At 49.4% G+C, this 23367-nt stretch carries 17 protein-coding genes; 4 read left to right on the top strand and 13 right to left on the bottom strand.

What is annotated here, in order from left to right; all coding sequences use genetic code 11:
• Window positions 1-6: 6 nt before the first annotated feature.
• On the bottom strand, window positions 7-1260 hold the full coding sequence (locus PsAD46_RS15980) for a sarcosine oxidase subunit beta family protein (RefSeq protein ID WP_063307424.1): 1254 nt from the start codon (window positions 1258-1260) through the stop codon (window positions 7-9).
• Window positions 1261-1358: 98 nt separating this feature from the next.
• Here PsAD46_RS15980 and PsAD46_RS15985 point away from each other — a divergent pair, with 98 nt between their 5' ends.
• On the top strand, window positions 1359-2354 hold the full coding sequence (locus tag PsAD46_RS15985; protein ID WP_153040749.1) for a GlxA family transcriptional regulator: 996 nt from the start codon (window positions 1359-1361) through the stop codon (window positions 2352-2354).
• On the opposite strand, the gene PsAD46_RS15990 is transcribed toward PsAD46_RS15985, so the two are convergent.
• From PsAD46_RS15990 to PsAD46_RS16015, 6 genes are all read right to left on the bottom strand, one after another.
• On the bottom strand, window positions 2351-2608 hold the full coding sequence (locus tag PsAD46_RS15990; RefSeq protein WP_063304900.1) for a hypothetical protein: 258 nt from the start codon (window positions 2606-2608) through the stop codon (window positions 2351-2353). The two genes, PsAD46_RS15985 and PsAD46_RS15990, sit on opposite strands and share 4 nt — an antisense overlap.
• A 126-nt stretch (window positions 2609-2734) precedes the next feature.
• Window positions 2735-5179 carry an FAD-dependent oxidoreductase gene (locus PsAD46_RS15995; protein ID WP_063307338.1) on the bottom strand — a complete coding sequence of 815 codons (2445 nt, stop codon included), beginning with the start codon at window positions 5177-5179 and terminating at the stop codon, window positions 2735-2737.
• A gap of 7 nt (window positions 5180-5186) precedes the next feature.
• Window positions 5187-6080 carry a phosphotransferase gene (locus tag PsAD46_RS16000; RefSeq protein WP_063307339.1) on the bottom strand — a complete coding sequence of 298 codons (894 nt, stop codon included), beginning with the start codon at window positions 6078-6080 and terminating at the stop codon, window positions 5187-5189.
• Window positions 6077-8083, bottom strand: coding sequence for an ABC transporter permease subunit (locus PsAD46_RS16005; protein WP_063307340.1), 2007 nt, complete (start codon window positions 8081-8083; stop codon window positions 6077-6079). The genes PsAD46_RS16000 and PsAD46_RS16005 overlap by 4 nt, the downstream gene beginning before the upstream one ends.
• On the bottom strand, window positions 8080-9111 hold the full coding sequence (locus PsAD46_RS16010; RefSeq protein WP_063292020.1) for a glycine betaine/L-proline ABC transporter ATP-binding protein: 1032 nt from the start codon (window positions 9109-9111) through the stop codon (window positions 8080-8082). Before PsAD46_RS16010 ends, PsAD46_RS16005 begins: the two co-directional genes overlap by 4 nt.
• A gap of 98 nt (window positions 9112-9209) precedes the next feature.
• Window positions 9210-10151, bottom strand: a complete 942-nt coding sequence (locus PsAD46_RS16015) for an ABC transporter substrate-binding protein (protein ID WP_063292021.1) — start codon at window positions 10149-10151, stop codon at window positions 9210-9212.
• A gap of 245 nt (window positions 10152-10396) precedes the next feature.
• Between PsAD46_RS16015 and PsAD46_RS16020 the strand changes: the two genes are divergently transcribed.
• The gene (locus PsAD46_RS16020; RefSeq protein ID WP_063292022.1) at window positions 10397-11170 is read left to right on the top strand and encodes a DeoR/GlpR family DNA-binding transcription regulator; all 774 of its coding nucleotides are present in this window, start codon (window positions 10397-10399) and stop codon (window positions 11168-11170) included.
• A 118-nt stretch (window positions 11171-11288) separates the two neighbouring features.
• Here PsAD46_RS16020 and PsAD46_RS16025 read toward each other — a convergent pair whose 3' ends face one another.
• The 6 genes from PsAD46_RS16025 to tssM form a co-directional block, all read right to left on the bottom strand.
• Complete coding sequence (locus tag PsAD46_RS16025) at window positions 11289-11909, bottom strand: 2OG-Fe(II) oxygenase (protein WP_208981872.1); 621 nt, start codon at window positions 11907-11909, stop codon at window positions 11289-11291.
• Between the two features lie 280 nt (window positions 11910-12189).
• Window positions 12190-13182, bottom strand: a complete 993-nt coding sequence (locus PsAD46_RS16030) for a hypothetical protein (protein WP_063292023.1) — start codon at window positions 13180-13182, stop codon at window positions 12190-12192.
• 161 nt (window positions 13183-13343) lie between these two features.
• Entirely contained in the window at window positions 13344-15317 is a 1974-nt protein-coding gene (locus PsAD46_RS16035) for a hypothetical protein (protein WP_063292024.1), read from the bottom strand.
• 26 nt (window positions 15318-15343) lie between these two features.
• Entirely contained in the window at window positions 15344-15808 is a 465-nt protein-coding gene (locus tag PsAD46_RS16040; RefSeq protein WP_063292025.1) for a type III secretion system chaperone, read from the bottom strand.
• A gap of 168 nt (window positions 15809-15976) precedes the next feature.
• A complete protein-coding gene (locus tag PsAD46_RS16045) occupies window positions 15977-17401 on the bottom strand; it encodes a TssA family type VI secretion system protein (protein WP_063292026.1) in 1425 nt (474 codons plus the stop codon).
• Window positions 17402-17406: 5 nt separating this feature from the next.
• Window positions 17407-21033, bottom strand: a complete 3627-nt coding sequence (gene tssM / locus PsAD46_RS16050) for a type VI secretion system membrane subunit TssM (RefSeq protein WP_343229274.1) — start codon at window positions 21031-21033, stop codon at window positions 17407-17409.
• Window positions 21034-21262: 229 nt separating this feature from the next.
• Between tssM and tssB the strand changes: the two genes are divergently transcribed.
• Together tssB and tssC are read left to right on the top strand one after the other, a co-directional pair.
• Window positions 21263-21772 carry a type VI secretion system contractile sheath small subunit gene (gene tssB / locus PsAD46_RS16055; protein WP_063307341.1) on the top strand — a complete coding sequence of 170 codons (510 nt, stop codon included), beginning with the start codon at window positions 21263-21265 and terminating at the stop codon, window positions 21770-21772.
• Between the two features lie 96 nt (window positions 21773-21868).
• On the top strand, window positions 21869-23362 hold the full coding sequence (gene tssC / locus PsAD46_RS16060; RefSeq protein WP_063307342.1) for a type VI secretion system contractile sheath large subunit: 1494 nt from the start codon (window positions 21869-21871) through the stop codon (window positions 23360-23362).
• Window positions 23363-23367 lie beyond the last annotated feature (5 nt).

The raw sequence follows: 23367 nt of genomic DNA on the forward strand, positions 1-23367 counted from the left end.
GCCTCCTTAGTGCGCCACGGCAGCAGCTGCTGCTTCATCAATCAAACGACCTGTTTCAAAACGCGAGAGCGTGAACGGCGCATTGATAGGGTGAGGATCATCTTTTGCAATTGTGTGCGCAAAAACATGCGCAGAGCCCGGCGTTGCCTTGAAGCCGCCCGTACCCCAACCACAATTGAGGTAGAGGCCTTGCACAGGGGTCTTTCCAAGGATTGGAGAACGGTCAGGCGTCACGTCAACCACACCGCCCCATTTGCGCAGCATGCGCATACGGCGGAAAATCGGGAACACTTCGCAAATGGCAGCAAGCGTATGCTCAATCAACGGCAAGCCACCACGTTGAGAGTAAGAAACGTACTGATCTGTTCCAGAACCAATCACCAGCTCGCCCTTGTCAGACTGGCTGATATAGGCGTGCACACTGTTGGACATCACCACTTGAGGAAAGATCGGCTTAACAGGTTCAGACACAAGCGCCTGAAGAGGATAGCTTTCTAGAGGAAGCTGCACACCGGCAGTATCCATCACCACAGAGGTTCCGCCAGCTGCAGAAACCGCGATCTTTTTAGCCTTCACAAAACCGCGTGCGGTTTGAAGGCCTGTGACAGATCCGTCTGGTCCTCGTTCGATTGATAGAACCGGACAGTTCTGAATAATATCAACGCCTCTTGCCGCCGCAGCGCGTGCATAACCCCAAGCCACTGCGTCATGCCGTGCTGTCCCGCCACGCTGCTGAAACGCGGCTCCCATCACAGGATAACGAGCATTGGCCGCGATGTTGAGGGGCGGGCACTTTTCTTTGGCCTGTTCAGGAGTGAGCCAGACATTATCAACGCCGTTCAAACGATTGGAGTGAATGTGACGCTTGAAGCTCTGCACATCATGAACGTTGTGCGCCAACATCATCACACCGCGCTGCGAGAACATGACATTGTAGTTCAGGTCCTGACTAAGCCCATCCCAAAGGTCGACGGCATGGTCGTAAAGGCGCGCACTTTCATCATAAAGGTAGTTCGAGCGAATGATGGTCGTGTTCCGGCCAGTGTTGCCGCCGCCAAGCCATCCCTTGTCAATCACCGCCACATTGGTGATGCCATGTTCTTTTGCCAGATAGTAGGCGGCCCCAAGGCCATGCCCACCGGCACCTACGATGATGACGTCATATTCGCTTTTTAGCTCAGCGTCAGACCATTGCGGCTCAACGTTTTTATAGCCTGTGAGCGCTCCTTTCAGGAGCGTCATTGCGGAAAATTTTGACAAGGCTACCTCCTTGGAATTCAAGAGAGATTGCCTGCTATGTAAAAATGTGTATGGTACCCTTGCGAATATTATGAGGTATTTTTGCGCAGGAGGTGCAGGTGGAGAACACAACACGGACCAAGCGGCAGCCCCGACCAGCGCTCAATGTTGGCTTCATTCTGGCCAACCGGTTCACATTGTCGGCCTTCGCCAGCTTTATTGATGTCCTGCGCCTTTCTGCCGATGAAGGAGACAGCAGCAGGCCAATTCTATGCAGCTGGAGCGTCATCGCACCTGATATGGAGCCCATCCGCGCCAGTTGCGGCGTGCGCATTCATCCTGATACCAATTTGATCGATCCAGCTCATTTTGATTACCTGGTGGTTGTTGGAGGGCTGATCGATCACATCGAACGCCTTGATCTTCGCTATGTGCACTATCTGAAATCTGCTGTGTCGAAGGACGTGCCCTTGATCGGCTTGTGTACTGGTAGCTTTATTCTGCACCGTGCCGGTTTGATGAACGGTTATAAATGCTGTGTGAGCTGGTTTCACCGGACGGACTTCCTTGAGCAATTTGATGGATTGGAGCCAGTCTCAGATCGCATTTTTGTAGTGGACCGGGACCGTATTTCCTGTTCAGGCGGAACAAGTGCGGTGCATGTTGCAGCCCATCTGGTAGAGCGTCATGTCGGCCTGCGGCAAGCCCGCAAGAGCCTTCATATTCTGATGGTGGATGAAGCTCAAGATGACAGCAAAGCCCAACCGTTCCTGCCAACGTCGCTTAAAGCCAAAGATAATCTGGTCCAAAGGGCAGTGCTGATGATGCAGCAGGAAACGGAAAATCTGCGCAGCATAGAGCAGCTTTGTAAGATGTTGGGCGTTGGACGACGCAGTCTTGAAATGAAATTTAAGTCTGACCTTGATAAATCCCCAGCCGAAGCACTCAGTCATATACGAGTAGAAGAAGCCAAACGCTTACTGGGAGAAACAGAGGCAACCATCACAGATGTTGCCATACGGTCCGGCTTCTTTGACGCATCTCACTTTAACAAAGTCTTCCAGAAACACACCGGCATGACCGCAAGTGGATATCGCAATTCCTTACCTGCTTAAGAAGGCTTCTTCTTAAGCAGCGAACCAACAAAGCCAAACAATCCTGCCCAAATAATTGAAGACAGCACTGTGAGGCAAATGCGCAGCAGGCCAGACATTTCTCCAAGAGGCACACCCAGCAGCCAACTGGCCGTAATGAAGGGAAACAGAAGAATATTCGCGAGTATTGGCGAAACCTGAAGGCCGATAAAAAACCCTAGAGGAACAGCAATCAATCCGAATGCGGCCCCAAAAATGATGAAGATGTAAATCATGGCCTCAATGAAGTATGCAGTTTGAACCTATCTCCAAGTTTTGTCAGCTCCACGTTTCTCTGTAAACCAGTATTATTGTGAAACTCGCTATTGAAACCTGTCATAAACTTTAGAACCGTAGTTGGATCAAGCTTTTACGCGCATCATTTTAGGATCATACAGAGGTGATAAGTGTACGTCACAGGGTACCAGTTCTGTTGCAACTTCCAGCTCATACTTGCCACCAAGAACAAACTCACGATCGACACCATCGGTATTGCGGACATAGCCCAAGCCGATGGATTTTTGCAACGTATGACCAAAGCCACCGGATGACAGCCAGCCGACCCTTACACCGTCGCGATAAATCGTTTCTCGGCCTGACAATATGATGTCACCATCAGTTACAAAAGTCGCCAGCATCTTTTTGACACCGTGTGTTCGTTGTTCTTCAATGGCACCACGGCCTTTGAAGGCTATATTCTTCTTGAGCTTCACTGCCCAGCCAAGGCCGGCTTCTTCTGGGGTGTGATCGGGACCTATGTCACTCCCCCAGGCCCTGTATCCTTTCTCCAAACGCAGCGTTTCAATAGCTCTGTATCCAGCGTTACGCAGCCCAAACTCCTGTCCGACTTCATGAAGCGCAGCATAGACGGTTGTCGCATACTCAACCGGCAAATGCAGTTCCCAGCCCAGCTCCCCAACATAGGTCACTCGAAGCGCATGAACAGGACAGCCTGCAATGCCGATTTTGTGAGCTTGGCCAAACCGAAAATGATCATTACTCACGTCATCACGGGTTACACGTTTCAAGATCTCGCGAGAGTTGGGACCCATAAGTGAAAGGACCGCATAAGCTGATGTGACATCTACAAGCTGAACATTCATACCCTCTGGAATATTGCGGGAAATCCAATCGAAATCATGAGTGGCAAAACCTGTTCCCGTGACAATGTAATACTCATCTTCTGCCATTCGCACGCACGTCAAATCGCATTCAATACCGCCATGATCGTTGAGCATCTGCGTGTAGATCAGTGAGCCGATCGGCTTATCTACGTCATTTGCCGCAATCCAGCTGAGTGCATCGACTGCATCAGGTCCCTTGAGTGTAAATTTCGCAAAGGATGTCTGGTCGAAGAGCACTGCAGAGGAGCGGGCTGCGTTATGTTCGCGGCCAACAGGTTCGTGCCAATTGGGCATCGCAAACGTATAGATGTCTTTTTGAGCTTCTCCATTTTGAGTATCTGCATACCAGTTGGCGCGTTCCCATCCCAGTTTTTCGCCAAACACCGCGCCATCTACTTTCAAAAACTCATAGAGCGGTGATTTGCGGCAGGGACGGCCGCTTTCATGCTCCTCATTCGGCCACGCCATTGTGTAGTGTTTGGCATAGGCTTCTTTTGTTCGTGTGCGTATCCAGTCGCTATCAAAGTGCGGACGTCCAAAACGCCGAATGTCGACAGGCCACAAATCAAAGGGTGGTTCGCCTTTTGCAATCCATTCTGCCAGTGCCATTCCAGCGCCACCACCAGCGGCGATGCCAAACGCATTAAAGCCCGCATTGACGTAAAAGTTTTTGAGTTCAGGAGCTTCACCCATGATGAAATTGCCATCCGGTGTAAAGCTTTCTGGTCCGTTGATCAGTTCTTTGATACCAGCAGTCTCCAAAGCCGGAACTCGGCCAAGAGAAAGCTCCATCAATGGTTCAAAGTGCCCAAAGTCGCTGTCGAGCAAAGTGTAGTGGAAGTCTTTTGGAATGCCATCCTCGGCCCAGGAAAGGGGATTGGCTTCATATCCGCCCATAACAAGGCCGCCGACCTCCTCCTTGTAATAGGTCAGTCGGTCCGGATCTCGAAGCGTTGGCAAATCTCTGGGTACGCCAGGTATCGGCTCGGTGACCATGTACTGATGCTGCATTGGTACCAAAGGCACATTCACACCAACATGCTTTGCAAAGTCTCGCGTCCATTGCCCGCAGCAGGCAACGACAACAGCGCAGTCAATCCGGCCTCGGCTGGTTTCAACGCCTCTGATTACTCCTTTGTCGACATCAACACGCAGCACTTTCGTGTCTTCAAAAATCTGAGCCCCTGCTAAACGAGCCCCCTTGGCAAGAGACAGTGTAATATCTGAAGGGTTTGCCTGACCGTCACTTGGCAAATAAGCGGCGCCAATAACATCGTCGACTTGCATCAAAGGCCAGAGATCCTGAGCTTCTTTAGGTGTCAGAAGCTGCATATCTAAACCAAAGGAATGCGCAGTCGTGGCCTGACGTTGCACCTCAGTCCATCTCTCATGATTACAGGCAAGGCGAAGACCGCCATTCATCTTCCAACCAGTTGCCTGTCCGGTCTCGTCTTCAAGGCGCTTGTAAAGATCAACGGAATACCCAAGGAGTTGAGTGATATTGGCATTTGAACGCAATTGCCCAACCAGCCCGGCAGCATGAAAAGTTGTGCCAGACGTCAGTTTTTTCCGCTCAAGCAAAACAACATCCCAGCCCAGTTTTGCAAGGTGGTAAGCGGTCGAGCACCCGACAATGCCGCCACCTACGATCACAGCCTTCGCCGTTTTTGGCAATTCTTTCATCTCAACCTCACTTCAACTGCAAATCAGCATATGCATGCTCAAACCGGAGCAAGTTTTCTCTGGTATAGCTGGCGTAATCGAACTGTATTTTGGATGTCTGCTCAGACACCATGCTCCACATACTCTCGCGCAGTAAGGATGCGCATTTCATGGCACTGTATTGGGCCCAAAGTGCATCGGAGATCGGCTCGTCAAAGTATGTTTCGAGCAGTATTTCTTGCAGACCTTCAGACAGACTTGCATTTGTTGCTAGACCTCCCAGATCGAACAACGGAGAGTTCAGGCCAGCGTACTCCCAGTCCACCAGCCAAAGCCGCTCATTCTCATTTAAGATGTTCGCTGGAAGAAGATCGTTGTGACAAAGAACCAACTGCACCTTCCCAACCGCACGCTCAAGCTTTTCAGCCTTGGCCATCAACGCATTGAGGCTCGGCAGATGATCCGAGTCCATAAGGCGAAGTGTTTCGGCATAATCGCGCAGGATGTGAAAGACCCAGAAGGCGAGGACAGGGCCACGTATCAGTTGCGTTGCTTCTTTGTGAACTTTGGTCAGGACACCGGCGATAGAGCGTAGTCTTTGCGGATCTTGGATATCGGCTTCGCTCAATGGTTCAGCGTCAACGTAATCCTGAACCAGCGCACCTTTTTGGAAGTAACGGACAGCAGGAGCAATGCCTGCGGCATGGGCAGCCCGGCAAGCTGAGAGTTCGTTGAACCGCATAACCCCATGTTCTACGATGTCTTCTCCAAGGCGCACCACATAAGTGTGTCCTTCATCAGTGATCTTCACATTGAAGTTCGTAATGCCACCGCCCAGAATTTCGGCATTCATTGGTTTCTTCCAAAATGGCAGTTCAAGGGCTCTTGTTACGGCTAATTCCTTTGTCAGTGTTTCGCTCATGTTGCCAACCCCAATCTTGCTCGAGAGGATTTCGCAAGCGCGGACAAAATCCGATCCGCGATGATTGCAATAAAGGCTACGGCCAAGCCTGCGACAATGCCTTGGCCTGTATTTGCTTTCGTAAGTGCAATGTAAACTTCCTGCCCCAAATCCCGCGTGCCAACGAGGGCAGTGATCACCAGCATGGACAATGCCAGCATAATCGTTTGGTTCAATCCCAACAGCAGTGAGGGAACAGCCAAAGGAAGCTTTATACGCCAGAGCAACTGCCAACGTGTACATCCAGATACCTTGCCAGCCTCAATCACTTGCGGACTAATCTCGCGGATCCCATGGGCGGCGTAACGCAGAGCAGGGGCCATTGCATAAAGCACGATAGCAACCATGGCGGAAAACTCACCAACGCGGAAAAGCATGACGACAGGGATCAGATAGACAAAACTTGGGAGCGTCTGCAGAGTGTCAACCAGAGTGCTGAGGACTCTGTCTGCCCGCTCAGATTGTCCTGCCCACACGCCGAGCGGCATCCCAATTGCTGCTGCTATTAGAACTGAAACACCGCAGAGGTAGACGGTGATCATTGCATCCCGCCACAATCCATTGGCAGCAACAAAACCTGCTAGTGTGGCGCATAACACCCCTAGTCGCCAACCACCAACGCGCCACCCGATAAGCCCGAGCGCTATGATGCCCCAAGCCCAGGGAATGCCTACAAAGAAACGTTTTATCGGCAAAAGAAGGTAGGTCAGTAACGCCGTCTTGATTGCTTCAAAAACCTCAAAGAAGTTGATGTTGATCCATTTGATGGCCTCATCCCAGAAAGAGCCAGTGGTGAGAACCATGGCCTCAGGATAACTTTGAATTGCCGGAAATACCTTTCCAAGAAGTGCTAGTAAAACCGTGAGTGCCAATGCAATGACAGCGTACATCAGAGGCGTCATCTGAGTTACAGATGAACCTTGGGTCTGCGAGTGAACATTCAGCGAAAAAGCTTGACTTAGCCGGTCCAGCGCAATCGCGATCACGACAATTGCCAAGCCAGCTTCAATGCCTCCCCCAATGTCTAAACGACGCAGTGCAGCCAAAACATCGTAGCCCAGCCCACCAGCGCCAATGATGGAGGCGATGATCACCATGTTCAGCGAGAGCATGATGACCTGATTAACACCTACCATTAAGGTTGGCAGAGCAGAGGGCAGCAACACCTTCCACATCATCTGGCGCGACGTACAACCCGCCATGCGTCCGGCTTCATGCAGCGGCTCAGGTACGGATTGTAATGCAACAAGCACCACACGAACCATGGGAGGCATGGCATAGATAATCGTGGCCACTAATGCAGAGACCGGCCCAAACCCGAACAGAAACAAGATTGGCACAAGGTAAGCAAAGATCGGGACTGTCTGCATTAAATCGAGCAAAGGGCGCAGGAACCGCTCAAAGCGCTCTGAACGATAAGCCAGAATGCCAAGCATTAATCCGCTAAGCACACCGAAAGGGACTGCAATAGCAATGGACGCCAAAGTCACCATCGCACTTTGCCATTGACCGAAAACAGCCAGATAGAGGAAACAGCCACCCACCAAAGCTGCAAGTCTCCAGCCACCTGCTTTCACTGCCAATAAGATCAGAAGAAAGGTCACAGCGATCCAGCTCATGGAAGGGAAGATCTCAACGGCTTGTTGACCGAGACCAGAATGAAACCCATCCGCAAGAAAAGCACGCATTGTGTTGTATGGCGCTTCAATTAATGCCGAAAGAAACCGCGTCAACTGGCGAAAAGTGAAAAGACCAAATCCCGCATCTTCCACAAGCCAAGCCATGAAAGTGCTGATCCTTTCATCCAGTCGCCATTGCCAGGCATTTGGAAACTTAATGATCCAGCGGGCATTGAGTGCCTTGTAAAGTGGAAAGGAATAGCTTGAGAGAAGCCAGGTTGAAGCGAAAAGCAAAAGCCAAAAGGAATGAGGGTTGCGCAAGCTGTCACGGAGATGGAAGTTCATTCCACCAACTCCTGCCCAAGCATTACGCTGACAATCTTGTCACGATCGATAGTACCAACAGGTACACCGTCATCGTCCAACACCCGAAATGCACGACTGGTTTTCCCAACCTCAGAAACAACATCTGCAACCTTCATGCTATAGCTTAAATCGCCTGCATATGCCCCGGCAGGACAGCCCGCCTTCATAATCGTTTCAAGTTGAATGACTTTGGTTCTGGGAATATGGTGTGTAAATTCCTCGACATAGTCAGTCGCGGGATTGCTCACCAGTTGCTCTGGTGTCGCGATCTGAACAATTTCTCCGTCTTTCATCACGGCAATCCGATCAGCCAGCCGAATGGCCTCTTCAAAATCGTGCGTGATGAAGAGGATCGTCTTATGGAGTTTGTTTTGAAGCCGCAGGAACTCATTCTGCATTTCTCTGCGAATGAGAGGATCAAGCGCTGAAAAGGGTTCATCCAGAAACCACAGATGCGGATCGCCAACCAATGACCGCGCAATGCCAACACGCTGCTGTTGCCCACCTGAAAGCTCTCTCGGATAAGCCGTTTCACGCCCATTAAGACCAACAAGCTCAATCATCTCATAGGCACGTGCTTCGCGATCTGGTCGGTGAACGCCTTGAACATCCAAGGGAAATGCAACATTTTGTAAAACAGTTAGATGCGGGAGCAGCGCAAATTGCTGGAACACCATGCCCATCTTTTTACGTCGGACGTCGATCAACTCTCGTTCAGACATTGCCAGAAGGTCTTGGCCTTCAAAGTGGATTGAACCGGCAGTTGCTTCTATGAGGCGAGACAGACAGCGTACCAGTGTGGACTTTCCGGAGCCAGACAGGCCCATAATAACAAAGATCTCACCTTTCATAATCTGAAGGTTTGCGTCACGAACCGCACCCGTCAGATTTGCCCGCTCTAAAGCTGAGGTGTCTGGAGAACTGTCTCGACTTTGCAAAAATGTGCCTGCGTTTGCCCCATAGATCTTCCAGAGGCCTTTACAATCCAAAAGCACTGGCTGGTCCATGAAACATCTCCGTAAAACGCTGATATTGGACATAAAACTGAGCTTGCAAAGACAAGAAGGAACAGACCCTCGATCTGAACCTGCTCATCTTGAACGCTCTACTTTATCCAGCTAACCCAACGGTTTTTGTTGGCAGACAGCCACTCTTCAACAACACCTTTGACTGACTGCCCCTCCAGATCGACTTTGGAGATCATAGCGCTCATCTCGGTATTGCTGACATTGAAGTTAGAAATCGCTTGAGCAGCACCAGGCCATTTTTGACTCAAACCTGCCCAGGCAACTTTCCAGATGGGGCCAGTGGGTTTGCCACAATCATAAGCCGCAGATGGATTTACACCGATTGTTGCATCTTGATAGCAAGCAGCAGAGTAGGGCGGAAATTCGATAAATTTGCCCTCATATTTGGCTGGTGCCCAGTGAGGCTCATAAAGCCATAAAATAATTGGCGCTTTTCGTTGATATGCCGATTCCAGTTCTGCAAACAAAGCTGCATCTGTTCCGGCATGGACAACTTCATAGTCAAGTTCAAGTGCCTCAACACGCTCTTCATCAAAGCCGCCCCATGTCACCGGACCGCCAAGATACCGTCCCAAGGGAGCCGTTTCTGCAGTGGCAAATACATCTGCACAGTCCTTGAGCGCTTCCCAGTTTGGCAAACCGGGACAAACCTCTTCCATATAAGAGGGGTACCACCATTCCTCGATGGCAATCATGCCACTTTCACCAAGACTGACAACATTTCCAGTCTCAATGGCTTCATCCATTGCTTCCCGGCCAGTTGTCTCCCAGATCTCCATTGCAATGTGCAGATCACCAGTCTTTAGGCCCGCAAATTGAGCGATGTAATCCGCTTGAACATACTCGATGTTGTAACCAGCTTGCTTGAGAACCTCACCCATAATGGTGGTTGTGATGATTTGACCGGACCAGTCATGAGTGGTGATTTTGATTGGATCTAGTGACTCAACTTCAGCAATTGCTGAGCTAACTCCCCAAGTCATAACCAAAGCAATTGATGGAATTACTGAGTATTTCATTTGGTCCCCTCCCGCAGATGATCCAATTCATCCATCCGCTGCAAGAATTTGAACCCGACCCCAATCAACTCCAGCAACGACAACTTATCTTACGTTGGGGTATTTGTATAAATCAACATAATGACACAATAAAATCTACTAATACCGATTCAAGGTGTGTGAAATTGTGGCTTTATGAGGTGTTTTATGTTTTAGATTGGAGAGCTTAAGCCATGTCTATGCAGGATTAATACGGATTAGATTGAATGGAAAACATCAACAATCAGACACAACGTGAAATCCTGAACGCAATAAAAACAGCAGGTGGCACAAGCCGAATCGTCACACTTGCCACGAAGCTGAAACTATCTGAAGAGACCATTCGAAGGAACATCAAACCCCTCGCGAAAGAAGGTCTGCTTGAGAAAGTCCATGGTGGTGTTCGCCTATTCGCTGAAGAGGACCAAGAGAGCAGTTTTCATGCGCGGATGCAGGAATGTCCGGAGGCAAAACGGAAAATTGCAGCAACTGTCGCCAGTATGATTGAAGACGGTAGTTCTCTGTTTCTTGATGTGGGAAGTACAACAGCTTTTATTGCCGAAGCGTTGCAAGACCATAAGCGCCTGATGGTTGTAACGAACTCGGTCGCAGTTGCTTACAAGCTTGCTACGCGAAACGACAATCGGGTTTTTATGGCGGGAGGTGAACTCCGGGCTCATGATGGCGGAGCATTCGGGGCAACCGTTACGAGCTTCTTTGATAACTTTGAAACAGATTACGCCATTCTGTCAGCAGCGGCGATCAACGCCAGCAAAGGGCTAATGCTGTTCGACCTGGAAGAAGCCCAGATTTCCCGCACAGTTATGAAGCATGCGAAATGTAAGATTGTGGCAGCTGATACCAGAAAATTCACCAGATCAGCACCCATCACTGTATGTGACCCAACGCTCATTGATGTGCTAGTAAGCGAGAAAGAACCCGCAACAGAATTCCACCAAGCCGCAAAAATCTGGCAAGCAAAAATCGTTATCGCAGATTGAGCTAGTGAAAAAGCATCCGGTTTATTACAAAGCTGCAAAGGACTCCGCCGCTAGAACGAAAGAAGCTCCCATATCAAGCGACTGATGCCAACAACTCTGGGCGTTGCATTCTGCTTGCCTAATTGATCCGCAACAAGCGTTTAAGCTTAGTTTGGAATCCGCCGCGTTTCTCTTTCCGTGCTAATTCCTCTTCAGAGATGAGAAACGTTACTTGCACCACATAGCGTTCGCCTTTGAACGAAGGATGGCCATGCCAGCTTGTTTCTGAGCGTTTGAATGCGAACACGTTCCCAGCGAGTGGAGAGACTTCCTCCGCATAGTCGTCCATGTCAGTGTCTCCATTAAGGGCACGAATGGCACCGCCAGCGGCGTCATCCCAGTCTTCATTGAGATAGATGAGCATGGTGCAGATCTTGGATTTGGAATCGTTGTGAATACGGCCATCACCGTGTTTGGACAAGCGACGCACAGTGATCATCCGTGGCTTGTCCATAAGATCCAAACTGAGTTTTTCCGAAAGAATTTCAGCCAGTTCCGGTTTATAAAGATCATCTACAAGTTGCTTGAATGCGCCAGTCGATTCAAGTTTAGACAACGGAAGATACCCAGTCTGTTTGATATCCGGATAATCACGACGAACATCAGCAGCTTGCTTCTTGGTCAGTACATTTTCCCCCACCAGATACTGGAAAGGAGTTGTACGAGTATTGGAGTCTCTGAGAGCATCGAAATTGATCATTTTCCAACTTCCCTGACGCAGCAAAAAACAAGTGGTAGCTGTAGCACAGGTTAGAAAAGCCAAAAATTCTCAGTTCTGAGTGCAGAAAATTTGAGACTGCAATTTAAATGGTAAAGGATCAAATCGATCAGAGAGATCGCTTATGTTGATTTGGCTGTGAAATAGTAGTTCACTATCAAAAAGTCTGTTCTACGCGCCTGATTTTTAAGTTCAGGAGAACAAGTGCATAGGGAAATGCCATTTGAAAGAAATCCTCCAGTCAAATGGCATTGCAGTCTTTTTATAGATGCCATTCAGCGAGACCGATGCGTTCTGAGCTGTCTACCCGCAACGTGATCGGTTGGCTGTCCTTGTCGTGCATGAGGACCGTATCCGCCCCCACACATTCAGTGAGCATGATTACGATGTTTCCTCGTGACAAACTGTCTGTGTGAATGGTCCCACCCGGAAGCATAATAGCTTTGCCATCCGGAACTTTAATATTGGCCAGTGCAAACTGGTCGTCTTTGATTTGCTTGCCCACGGTAATAACGATCTCATCCTGATCTGACGAAGCCATAAAGATATGAGGGAACTCATGTCTTTCGACGAAAAACCCATTGGCTTCTTCGAGAGAGTATTGGTGGTTTGCTGGTGTAATTTGATATTCAACGACGTTGAGATCACATTTGTCGAACTTCACTGGTACGGTTTCGCCTTTATCAAAGACTTTCACGCCAAAGGCTTGTGTTACATCTTCAAATGCAGGCGATAACTCCGTTATCATCGGAATTTCCAGTAAGACATCTGCACAGGACAGACATCCAGATGCTCCAAACACGTTTCCGGGCGCCGCGATGCTGACTGTGTTTGCATCATGCCATGTCCCTTCTATGACAGAAAAGGCGCTATCGGGCAGTGAAGACAATGATGTTTTCGTCTCCAAGATACTCTGGTGAGTGCCCGCGACCGTTTGTGAAGGAGAAGCCGGTGTAATGTGAGGGGCACTTCGATTGATAACCACATCACTCCCCGGTGGGATGATGTTATGAAGAGCGTTGGTTGTGACAGCAACTTCATTGTTGACCACACGATGTATCGATACAGCCTTTAAAGAGCTCTCTACTTTCTGACTTGAGAGTTCTGCATTATATTTGACTGTGATTCCGACATCATTCAGGCGCCGTTCCTGATAGTCTGGCAGCTTTATGCTCTTATCGGTAGAGCTTGAGCTCACCGTATGCTGTAGGTTTGCTTGTACCTGCGGCGTTGATGTTGCAAGTGTGACTGGCATCCTGGTTTCTTCTCAGAACTTGCAGGACTGATGAGCCTTTTGCTCACGAAAGGTACTCATCTTAGTCCTGACTTGATTGAAATGAACATGCTGCATCGTGCGGTCACGTCTGCATCAAGCAGACTGTGACCGAGCAATCAGCGGTTTGATGAACTCAGGCGTTATTCAGAAAGCGCCTGCAACTCAGTTTCAAACTGCGCGCGTTCTTCTGGTGTGAAGCCACGTAAGTGGTTGCCATCTGTGCGTTGCGCGATCACGTTGGCGACGAACTCGTTGGCTTTGTCCGCAGGAATATCCGGATAGTTTTGGGCCACGTAAAGGGCAATGGTCTGCTGATCTTCGTTGAAGTTGATGCCACCCGGTGTCGTGATCTGCTGTGGTTTGAAGCTTTCAGTCTGTGCCGCAATGTTCAGCTGTGCTCCACCAATCAGGCGTGGGTCTGCAACAGTCGCGGGTTGTGTGCGGCTCAAGCCTTGCGCCAGCAGGTCTGACACGCGGATTGGTTTAGCCGTACCACCCAGGTCGTTTGCCGCTTTGGCCCGCAAATCAAAGGTATGCAGCAGCTCATTAACGTCACTCAGAGATTGCTCAGCGTCGTTTGCTTTAAGTGCGCTTAACAGTGCTGCCTTCTGGTCCTGATATTCGCCCGGTTTTTTCAAACCGGAATCGGGCTTCAGAAGCTGTTCAAATGACTTTGCATCCAACAGAGCCGGGAAATGTTCTGCAGCCAAAGAACGGAACTCAGGATTGTTCTCAAGGACAGCTTCAAGCTGTGAGCTGTAATCTGCGTCAAGGTAATTGTGTTGGATCCCACGGCTGGACTGCATCGCAGCAGCACCGACCACTTCCAGACCTTCAGTCTTGGTCGTACCTGCAACTTCCAGACCCACCACGTGCTGCCAGGCCCCACCGGAAGAAAGGTCACTGAAACGCTGGTTGACGTCGTAGACTGGCTGCAACTGTGAGGCCAGTTCTCTTTCAAGGATCGGGACTTTCTTAGCTGCGCCCTCAACCACTTCGGTTCTGCTGGTTCCGCCACCGCGCTGACCGACTGCATAGACCAGATAGTCTGCTTCAAAGTCTCCACCATCTGTGCTGATGGTCAAGGGGCGATTTTCACCAGCAGAGACTTTGTTGATCTGCTGATAACGGAACACAGTGCCGCCATCAGAACGGTCATTACCCGCCTCCTGTGCCGTAAAGGTGGCCTCAATACCAACAGAGCGCACATCCCATGTCAGTGCCACGCCGGGCTTTTGATGGGGCTGCATCATCCAGAAGATGTTTTCCTTATCAACGCCGCGTGTGGAAAGCTCCATAATCGCATCTGTACCCGCATTCGGGCCCATCACCGCTACAACACGCCCGGTCAGGTCTCGTGTGCCTGCTTCGTTACGCTGGAACTGATCCAGATCCAGACAGTTGGCAGCATTGGGGTGACCAGATTTTCTGAAATCAGCCACTTCCGGCGGGACATGGTGGTACTCGTAGTCTGAGCGTTCAATGCCGGCGCCTGTGGCAAGGATGACCTTCTTGGCCAGAAGCGGCTCGCTATCTGCATCAGTCTGCACCTTATAAAGACCAGTCTCGCTGTCTCGGCTAATCTGACGGACTTCAGCATCTAGGATGTTCCCACCAGAGACCTGATCGATGCGTTGTGCATTAAGCTGAGACCATTCCTGTCTGTCAACCGGGTCCAGGCAAGAGGATGCAATTGGTTCATCACCAGGGTTCACCAGCTGCTGTGCTTGGTTGATGCACTGAGTGTAATGGCCTTTTTCATAGCCTCGTGCACCAGCCCATGGATCATTTTTGCCAACCACAAGCACGTTGTTCTTCGTGCTGTCCGCAACAATAGAGCAATCACACCGTTTCAGGCTGGTGAGGTAGGCAGCTGCTGATGTACCTCGCCCGACACAAATCAGATCATATAATGATTTGTCAGCATCAGCGTTTCCTTGCGTCGTTGCGAGTTGATCTTTGACAGCGGACTGCGTTTCAACGGCTTTTTGTTGATGCGATTGCAACGCCGGGTGAGGAGAACTCGGCGCCGGACTGCTTGTTGTGTCAGCCTGTGGTGGGATGTTGGCAGGTGCAATTGTTGGCGCCGTAGAAGTCGCTTGCGGGATGGTCATCGGGGAAGCCCTCGTTCTTATGGGGATCAGATTTTAAGGGAGTTTTGGGGAATTTCTGTTGCGAGCTCCTGTGTAAGGAGAACGCCAGATTTCAAAAGCCCAACCCAACCCTGCGCACGTTCTGCGAACTCAGAAAGGGCAGAAAAAAGGTCGTGGCGAGCCAACCCATTCATCGGAATATCCCAGAGGAGGGTGATGGTCTTGTCTGTATCTGCCAGCATTGCAAACCGCAGGCTACCGGTGCCCGCCCAAGACTGATTGACCTTTAAAAAATACTCCAGCAGAACAACCCGGTTCTCTTCTGGTAATCCGCCCAACTCCGCACTGATGGCGAGGGCATGCCTGTCTTCTTCCAGCGTCGCAATCACGTCCAAACCTGACGTGAATTGAAACAACCAACTGTCACGTGCCGGATCCGCAAACACGGATGCATCAACGAATAAGTCACTCACTTCCGTGACGAGTTTCGATACTTCGCTCGTACCAACCATAGTTTTCCGCCCTATGTCTTGCCGCCGTCCACGGCCTTATGTCTGCGCAAAACATTAGAACACGTTGCAATAGGTGATTGTGCCGATAGGCATAGCTCACAGAGGTGTGATGAAAATGTATTTTTATTGGAGGTGGGTAGGCTTAAGAGTGCAAGCCTCAATTGTTCATCATTTTCGGCTCTTGCGCGTAAGGGCAGCGGCTCTCTTGAAGAATTCGGGGTCCCAGTCAGTTATGGATGTTTCTTCGACGGATGTTTGTAGGCGCAGTGTTTGGTCGGAGACGAGGGCGGAGAAGCCGGAGCCTGCGAGATCTTCCAGCATAGCAAGTTCCATGAAGGCCTTTTGGCGGGGGGAGCGTTGTGATTTGTACTCTCCGTTCCATTTTGAGGCTAATCTTGGATTGCCAACAAAGTCTGTGAGACCTTTGCTTTCCTGCTGTTTATCTGCCTGTGCAGGCATGTCTGCGTGCGCAGGCTTTGAGCTTAACCATTCCGCCGTTTCTCCTTCTATGAAGGGGGTGCCATCGTTGAAGGACAGTTCGCGAAGTTCCGGGAGCCGGCCTATGAACGCCTGGGTGCTCTCTGTGATGGCATTAGCGACTTGTATGTGATCGGCTTTGAGAGCCAATTGAGCTGAAATGAACTGGCCTTCAATCCAAAATGGCATGGAAAAAAGCGTTGTTTCTAACTGGTGAATGATTGCTATATCTGCATTGCTTTGCTTGAGCGCTTCGCGATACTTATCGCAGGTATCTATCGATACGGCAGGAATAATAGTTCGGGACTCAGATGTTATCTGAGGCGCACCTGTTATCTCTTGCCAGCACGCATGGCGGCGCAGCTGGTAGATAAAGGGAAGGGATGGATCTTCCTGAAAGATGAGTGTGCATATCTCCGCGGTGGTGCGTTTAAAGGAACGTGCATCCATCGGAGTTGCGGAACCGATACTCCCCGTTTTTGCTCCATCTCCTGATGCAGAGGAACCTGCAGCAGTCTGCGTTTTCTCTTTCTCCGTCTGCTTCTTTTCAAGCTCAAGTCTCTCCTGAAGCACACGAAAATCTTTTACAAGGCCGTGCTCAAGCAAGAGTTCGTTTTTGGTCAGGCGAGCAAGGCTTTCATCCAGTTTTTCAGCTTCTGTGCCGGGCTTGCCGGGTAACGCATCCATGCTGAACAAACCGCAAATACGGCGTAGGATGAGATCAAATCTTCGATCTTCTTTTGGACAGAGGTCCGCTCTTGGCATTGTTAAGCAGGCATCAAGGCCTCGGATGCAACTGGTCAAAGCCCCGCGTGTTTTCCGCGTCATTCGGGCAAGCAGCACAGCTTCCAAAACTGCCAGGCTTTTTTGAGTGTTTTGCAGCAGTTGCAGCGCTTCCCGCTCTACCAGACTCCAGTCGATCGAGCCGTGAGAGAGGGTGCCGCGTTTCATCAACTCATCACTAACGGCGTCAAAGTCTGGATGATCTTCAATGTCGTCTTCAAACCTATCTGAAATGGGGGAAAGGACCGCTTTGGCAAGGTCGTCATAGGATGTTACGAAAAGAGAAGAAGCAGCCGGAGCTGCCTCTTCTGATTTTGTTTCTGATGCGGTCATACGAGTTACATCTTTGCTGGTAGGATAAGACCGGACAATGGTTGCTTGCGCGCGAGCGAACTAGCACCTTTGTGAAGCAGTGAATAAGTTGCTTTTTGACCGTCGAAACTAAATTCGATCAGTGCACCATTGCTGTCAAAGCCCTTGGTTGTCGCGAAGTCCAGCAGTCGGAAACCAGACCAAGGCCCTTTGAACGTAACTGTATGCGGACGACCTCTTCCTGCAGGGAAGACTGAAAGGCTGCTCTCTGCCTCATTCGTAAGGACGTTAGGCCAAATCACGCGGATTGGACGCCTTGGTCCATGTGAATAGGAAATGATCTGCCCTTCAATATTCATCACGGCACGACGCAATTTGGCTGCAAGAGCCACAGGCTGAATGTTGTACTCAACGCCAATGAGCCCTTCGGAGTTAAAGTAGCTTCTGCGCAGATCCAGAATGATCTTCAGGTTGTCCTGAAAATCTTTTTCGATGGCCAAGTGGCGACCATCAATGGTTTTGGGTTCGCCCGTTGCTTCATCAACAAATACAATGAGGTTTTTCTTATAGAACGTTTCGATTTTGCCGCCGGGACCGAAAAAGCTCTCAAACTCTTCAAGTGGTATTTCTTGCTCAGCTTGTTTGTTGAATGGATAGAGCTGAGCGTAGTTCAGATTATAATCCGCATAAATCTCTTCATTCCAGCTTCGCTGTAGTTCCTTCTTGGCTTCCTGCAGCAGAACCTTCCAGCTTTGGTCCGCTAATTTTGCGAAGAAGCGGTTCAATGGACTTGGCAGATCAACACCTATACGTTTGAGAGTATAGATCGGGTCCTCTCCCTGCAGGTCAATCCTAGCCTTCGCGCGTGCAAGGGCCACCTCGCCAGAGCGCTCCCCTGCTTGTCGGATGTCTTTGAGGTATTCGTAGAGTGTGTTGAGTGCAGCATCCAGATCTTCCAGATAGGCTTTTTCGCCTTCCTCCGCTTCAACCAAGCCGTTCAGATTGGAAAATGCCCGACGGACACGCAGTCCTTGCTCGCGGTAGATATCGAAGGGAAGGTCAGGGTCCACGGCCTGTTCGGCATTCAGCTTGATAAGCTTGCCTTCATAGATCTCAGTTTCACTTTTGACGCGGTTGATGAGCCGGTTCAGCGGTCGATCTGGGCCAGTCAGGGTTTCAAGAATATCAACCGCATGATCCAGATTTCTGAAATCAGTAATTTTCAAACGGTTCAGCGCGGTGTTCCAACTGGAGATGTAGTTGGTCGCATAGCGGGACACGATCTTGCGCCGGAACTCTTTTAGGTCGGCTTGAGAATACTCAACCGTATCGCGCTCATCTGCGACCCATGCATCTTCAACAGCGACGACAGAAAGGCCGTCATTCATTTTTACGAAATAGCCCAGATAAGCGTCTTTTGTGAAAAACTCTTTCACCCCAATCGGCTGATCGTTTCCGCTGCTGCTCCTGGTGCCATCAAAAACGATGTTGTAAGCAGGTCCGATATCATTTCGGAAATTAACTGATGAGGCAAGCTGTCTGTCGCTGACCTGTTCTATATTGCGGTAAAGGCGGAGGTCTCTCGGAACTTCTCTTAAGTCTCTTTGGGAGGTTTCCACCAGATCTTTGTCGAGTGCGGCTTCTAGCCCTGCAGTCTCAATGGCAAAGACCAGATGATCACGAAGAGCTTTTTGCAGTTTTAGATCACCTTCAAACTGCTCTTGCCATTTCTGTTCCATCCAGGCTTTGACCAGCAGCTCATTTCGTCGTGATGCGTCTCCCAACATGAGATAGACGCGCAAAGCTTCAAGGCGTTCATTGCTGTCTCTACCGGTCTCATTTTCTCCAAGTTTTGCGATCTCATCTCGTACGTACGCTGCCACTTCCGGGAGAAAGTAGCGTGCGAGCATGTCGACATATGCTTTCTCAACTTCCGGGCCTATTTTGTGTCCCTGGTAGAGCTCAAGCTGAGACATAAGCCAGTTTCTGCTGCGGTAGTTGCCAAAAATGTCGCTTGCCGATGTAAGGGCCCCAAGAGAGCGAATATAATTTTGCCCGGACGCGTTAGAGTTTTGTGCTGGTCCTTGCTGGAGCAGCTCTTCAAAGCTCTCAGTGATATCAACGACCTGATCTGCCCGTGCGCGGTTGCTTTCGTAGCCCATCCAGTAAGCGCTGAAAAAGCCGAGATACAACAATGAAGCCGCTAGGCCTGAGCCGATGAGTGCGAAACGCTTCGCGCGTTCAATCTTGATATTGTCGCCAGCAAGCCCAGCTTCTTTGAAGACCACCTGATCAAAGAGGGCCGAAGAGAAGTACTGCTTGGATGGGCCACTGTGAATGGGCAGGATTGGCGGCGCTATTTCGTACTTTTGTGAAGTTGCCTGCAAAACAGGATTTGTCGGAATGGCCTCCTGCCGGGCTGATGAGAAGAAGATGCCCCGAATATGAGGGGCGGTTGAAAACTTGTCTTGATGCAGGGCTTTGCCGAGGAAGCCACCCAAAATTGTACTTAAGCCAGCCATCTCACGGGTGAACAGATAGAGTTGGCGACGTTTGTGTGCTGAACGAATATCTGAGATACGATCGACAGTGGTATGATTGAGGTTTTCCAGCAATTTGGCAAAAGCTGCATTAAACTCGTCTAACCACTTGTCTTGATCTCGACCACTATGAAGGTCGAATGTAAAGCCAAATGGCTTTGCTCTTTCTGCAGTGGGCAGACATCCAATGAACTCATGGAAACCATCGATGAGGTCGAACTTGGTAAGTACGACATGGACGGTGTAGCGCGTGCCCAGCACTTCTGTCATTTCGCTCAGGCGAGCATGAATAAGTGCTGCTTTCGTGTTTCGCTCCTGAGAGGAGAGCGAAATAAGCTCTGATAGATCGAGACATAAGACAACGCCGTTGATAGGTCTGCGTGGTCGGTTGTCACGCAGGAGTTTGAGAAAGCGGCGCCATAAACCTGCGTAATGTGTTTCATGAGTGTCAGATTGCTTTCCGTTTACATGTTCAACAAACTGGCCAGCAACATCAAACAGAACCGCCTCGTCGGTTACCCAACAATCAACGTCTTTTGTCGGTTGCACATGCTTGGCGTCTTCCTGAGAGAAAAGATGTGCAAGTGGAAACTTTAAATTCGATTCAACAATAAGGGATGTCTTACCCGAACTTGGAGATCCCAAAACCACAAACCAGGGTAGTGCGTAAAGATTCTTTCCATTTCTGCGAGAACCCTTGCCTGCCCAGTTTCTGCTGATGGTTTGCAGGGCTTGGTTGAAGCCACGCTCGAACTCATTCAGATAGGATAGATCAGGTGTTTTAGGCTTTTCTCTTTTATCTTTATTTTTACTTAAATCAACTTTCTTCTTCTTTATGCTTACATAAATTAAGTTACTAGCACCCCAAATTATGGAAAACACTGCCATTGCAAGGGCGCTGTAGATTAATTTTCTTTCGCTTGAGCCTGCGAAGGAGAACACAAAATCCCTGAAGAAAAATACACTTAAAACGAGTAAAATTAGAAATATCGAGCTTATAAATATATATGATGTAGTTAATTTAATAATCGATAATAGTATAGTTTTGATTATTGAGAGAGCTCTAATTATCATTACGTTTCTCTGGTTTGTATTAATCAGGTCGAATCGCATTTTCGGGCAATATTATCTTTTTTCTCGAAATATTTACTTTGCTAATCAATATTACTAAAGTCTAATAACGGAAGTTTTACTTTTGGGTTGTCGTCTGTTTTTCTTTCCGATAGGCCTAAGGGAAATTTAGAGTCGAATTGACGCTAAAGTTTTCAATTTTCAATTTAAGTACAATCTTAGGTAGTTTCTAAGATGTTTTCAGTTTTATTAAGAAGAGTGGGGAAGGCTAATGGCTGGCAAGGAAGGTTCTGTTGCACCCAAAGAGCGGATTAACATTCGCTATGTTCCTGCAACTGGTGACCAACAGGAAGAAGTCGAACTGCCGTTGCGTCTTGTCATGTTGGGTGATTACAACGGCAAAGAAGACGATACGCCTCTTGAAGAGCGCGAATTGCTCTCAGTTGATAAAAATACCTTCGCATCGGTGATGAAAGAAGCGGGGCTGGAGCGTGAGCTAACGGTCAAAAATACGCTTGTTGAGGAAGAAGACGCACAGCTTGCGGTCAATCTGAAGTTTGAAGGACTAAAAGACTTCGAGCCAGATTCTATCGTGAAGCAAATTCCTGAGCTTAAAAAGCTAATCGATCTGCGTGAGGCTCTTGTTGCTCTTAAAGGGCCGCTTGGAAATATTCCTGCGTTCCGCAACCGACTAGAGCAGCTGCTACAAGATAAAGAGCAGCGTGAGAAGCTTCTTTCAGAGTTGGATGCAGTGGTTTCGTCTCAGGAAGAGAACTGCTGACACTACGTCATTATCAATAGATTTTATAAACAACTGCGGAGCTCGTTCGTTTTGATCCGCAAGTACATTTCAAAGTAAAAACATGGATGTGATGACATGGTAGATGTATCAGCTTCTACCGGCCAGCCAGATGTTGCCGGTTCGGGGGCCGCGATTTCTCTTCTTGACCAGATCATGGAAGAGACCCGCATTCGCCCTGAAGACGAAGAAAGCTATTCCATAGCGCGTAAAGGCGTTGAAGCGTTTATTTCTGACCTCCTTGCGAGCCAGGAAGTTGACCAGCGGATCAACCGCGTATTGGTTGACCGCATGATTGCAGAACTGGACCTGAAAGTATCAGCGCAACTTGATGAAGTTCTGCATGATGAAAAATTTCAGGAACTCGAGTCTGCCTGGCGCGGCCTGAAACTGCTGGTTGACCGGACAGATTTCCGTGAGAACATCAAAATTGATGTGCTTTCTGTCTCCAAAGACAAGTTGTTGGAAGATTTTGAAACCAGCCCGGAAGTTGTACAGTCTGGCCTTTACAAACACGTCTACTCCAGTGGGTATGGCCAGTTTGGTGGCGAGCCTGTAGGCGCAATGATTGCCAACTATGACTTTGGTCCTGGTGCCCGCGATGTAAAGCTGCTTCAGTTTACTGCCTCCGTTGGCGCAATGGCCCATGCTCCGTTTATTGCGGCCGCTGGTCCGAAAATGTTCGACGTTGATGAGTATGTGGATCTGCCTGCGCAGAAAGATCTGTTCTCCATCTATGAAGGACCGCGTTTCCGCAAATGGATGGGCTTCCGTCAGAGTGAAGACTCCCGTTATGTTGGCCTGACCTGCCCGCGCTTTTTGCTTCGTATGCCATATGATGCGGAAGAAAATCCGGTTGATGCGTTCGTCTATAATGAGAACGTGACAGAAGAGCATGAGAGCTATCTCTGGGGTAATACTTCATTCTTGATGGCAACCCGCCTGACAGAGAGTTTTGCCAAGTACCGTTGGTGTCCAAATATCATTGGTCCGCAATCAGGTGGTGCTGTTAACGACTTGCCAGTGCATGTGTTTGAGGCTTTTGGTCAGCTCGAAGAGAAAATTCCAACGGAAGTTCTGGTCACAGATCGCCGTGAATTTGAGCTTGCCGAAGAAGGTTTCATTTCGCTGACAATGCGCAAAGGCTCTGACAATGCGGCGTTCTTCTCCGCAAACTCTGCTCAGAAGCCAAAGATCTTCCAGAACACCAAGGAAGGTAAAGAAGCGGAGACCAATTACAAACTTGGCACCCAGCTTCCTTACATGATGATCGTCAACCGCCTTGCTCACTACATTAAAGTGTTGCAGCGCGAACAGATCGGGTCATGGAAAGAGCGTGAAGATCTGGAGCGTGAGCTCAATACCTGGCTCCGGCAGTATGTGGCTGATCAGGAAAACCCACCTCAAGATGTACGTTCACGTCGTCCACTGCGTGCAGCAGAGGTTATCGTCTCTGATGTAGAAGGTGATCCGGGTTGGTACCAAGTGTCTTTGAAAGTGCGTCCGCACTTCAAATACATGGGAGCGAATTTTGAGTTGTCGCTCGTTGGTAAGCTGGACAAGGATAGCTAAGGTTT

The organism is Pseudovibrio sp. Ad46 (assembly GCF_001623065.1).
Taxonomy (GTDB): Bacteria; Pseudomonadota; Alphaproteobacteria; order Rhizobiales; family Stappiaceae; genus Pseudovibrio.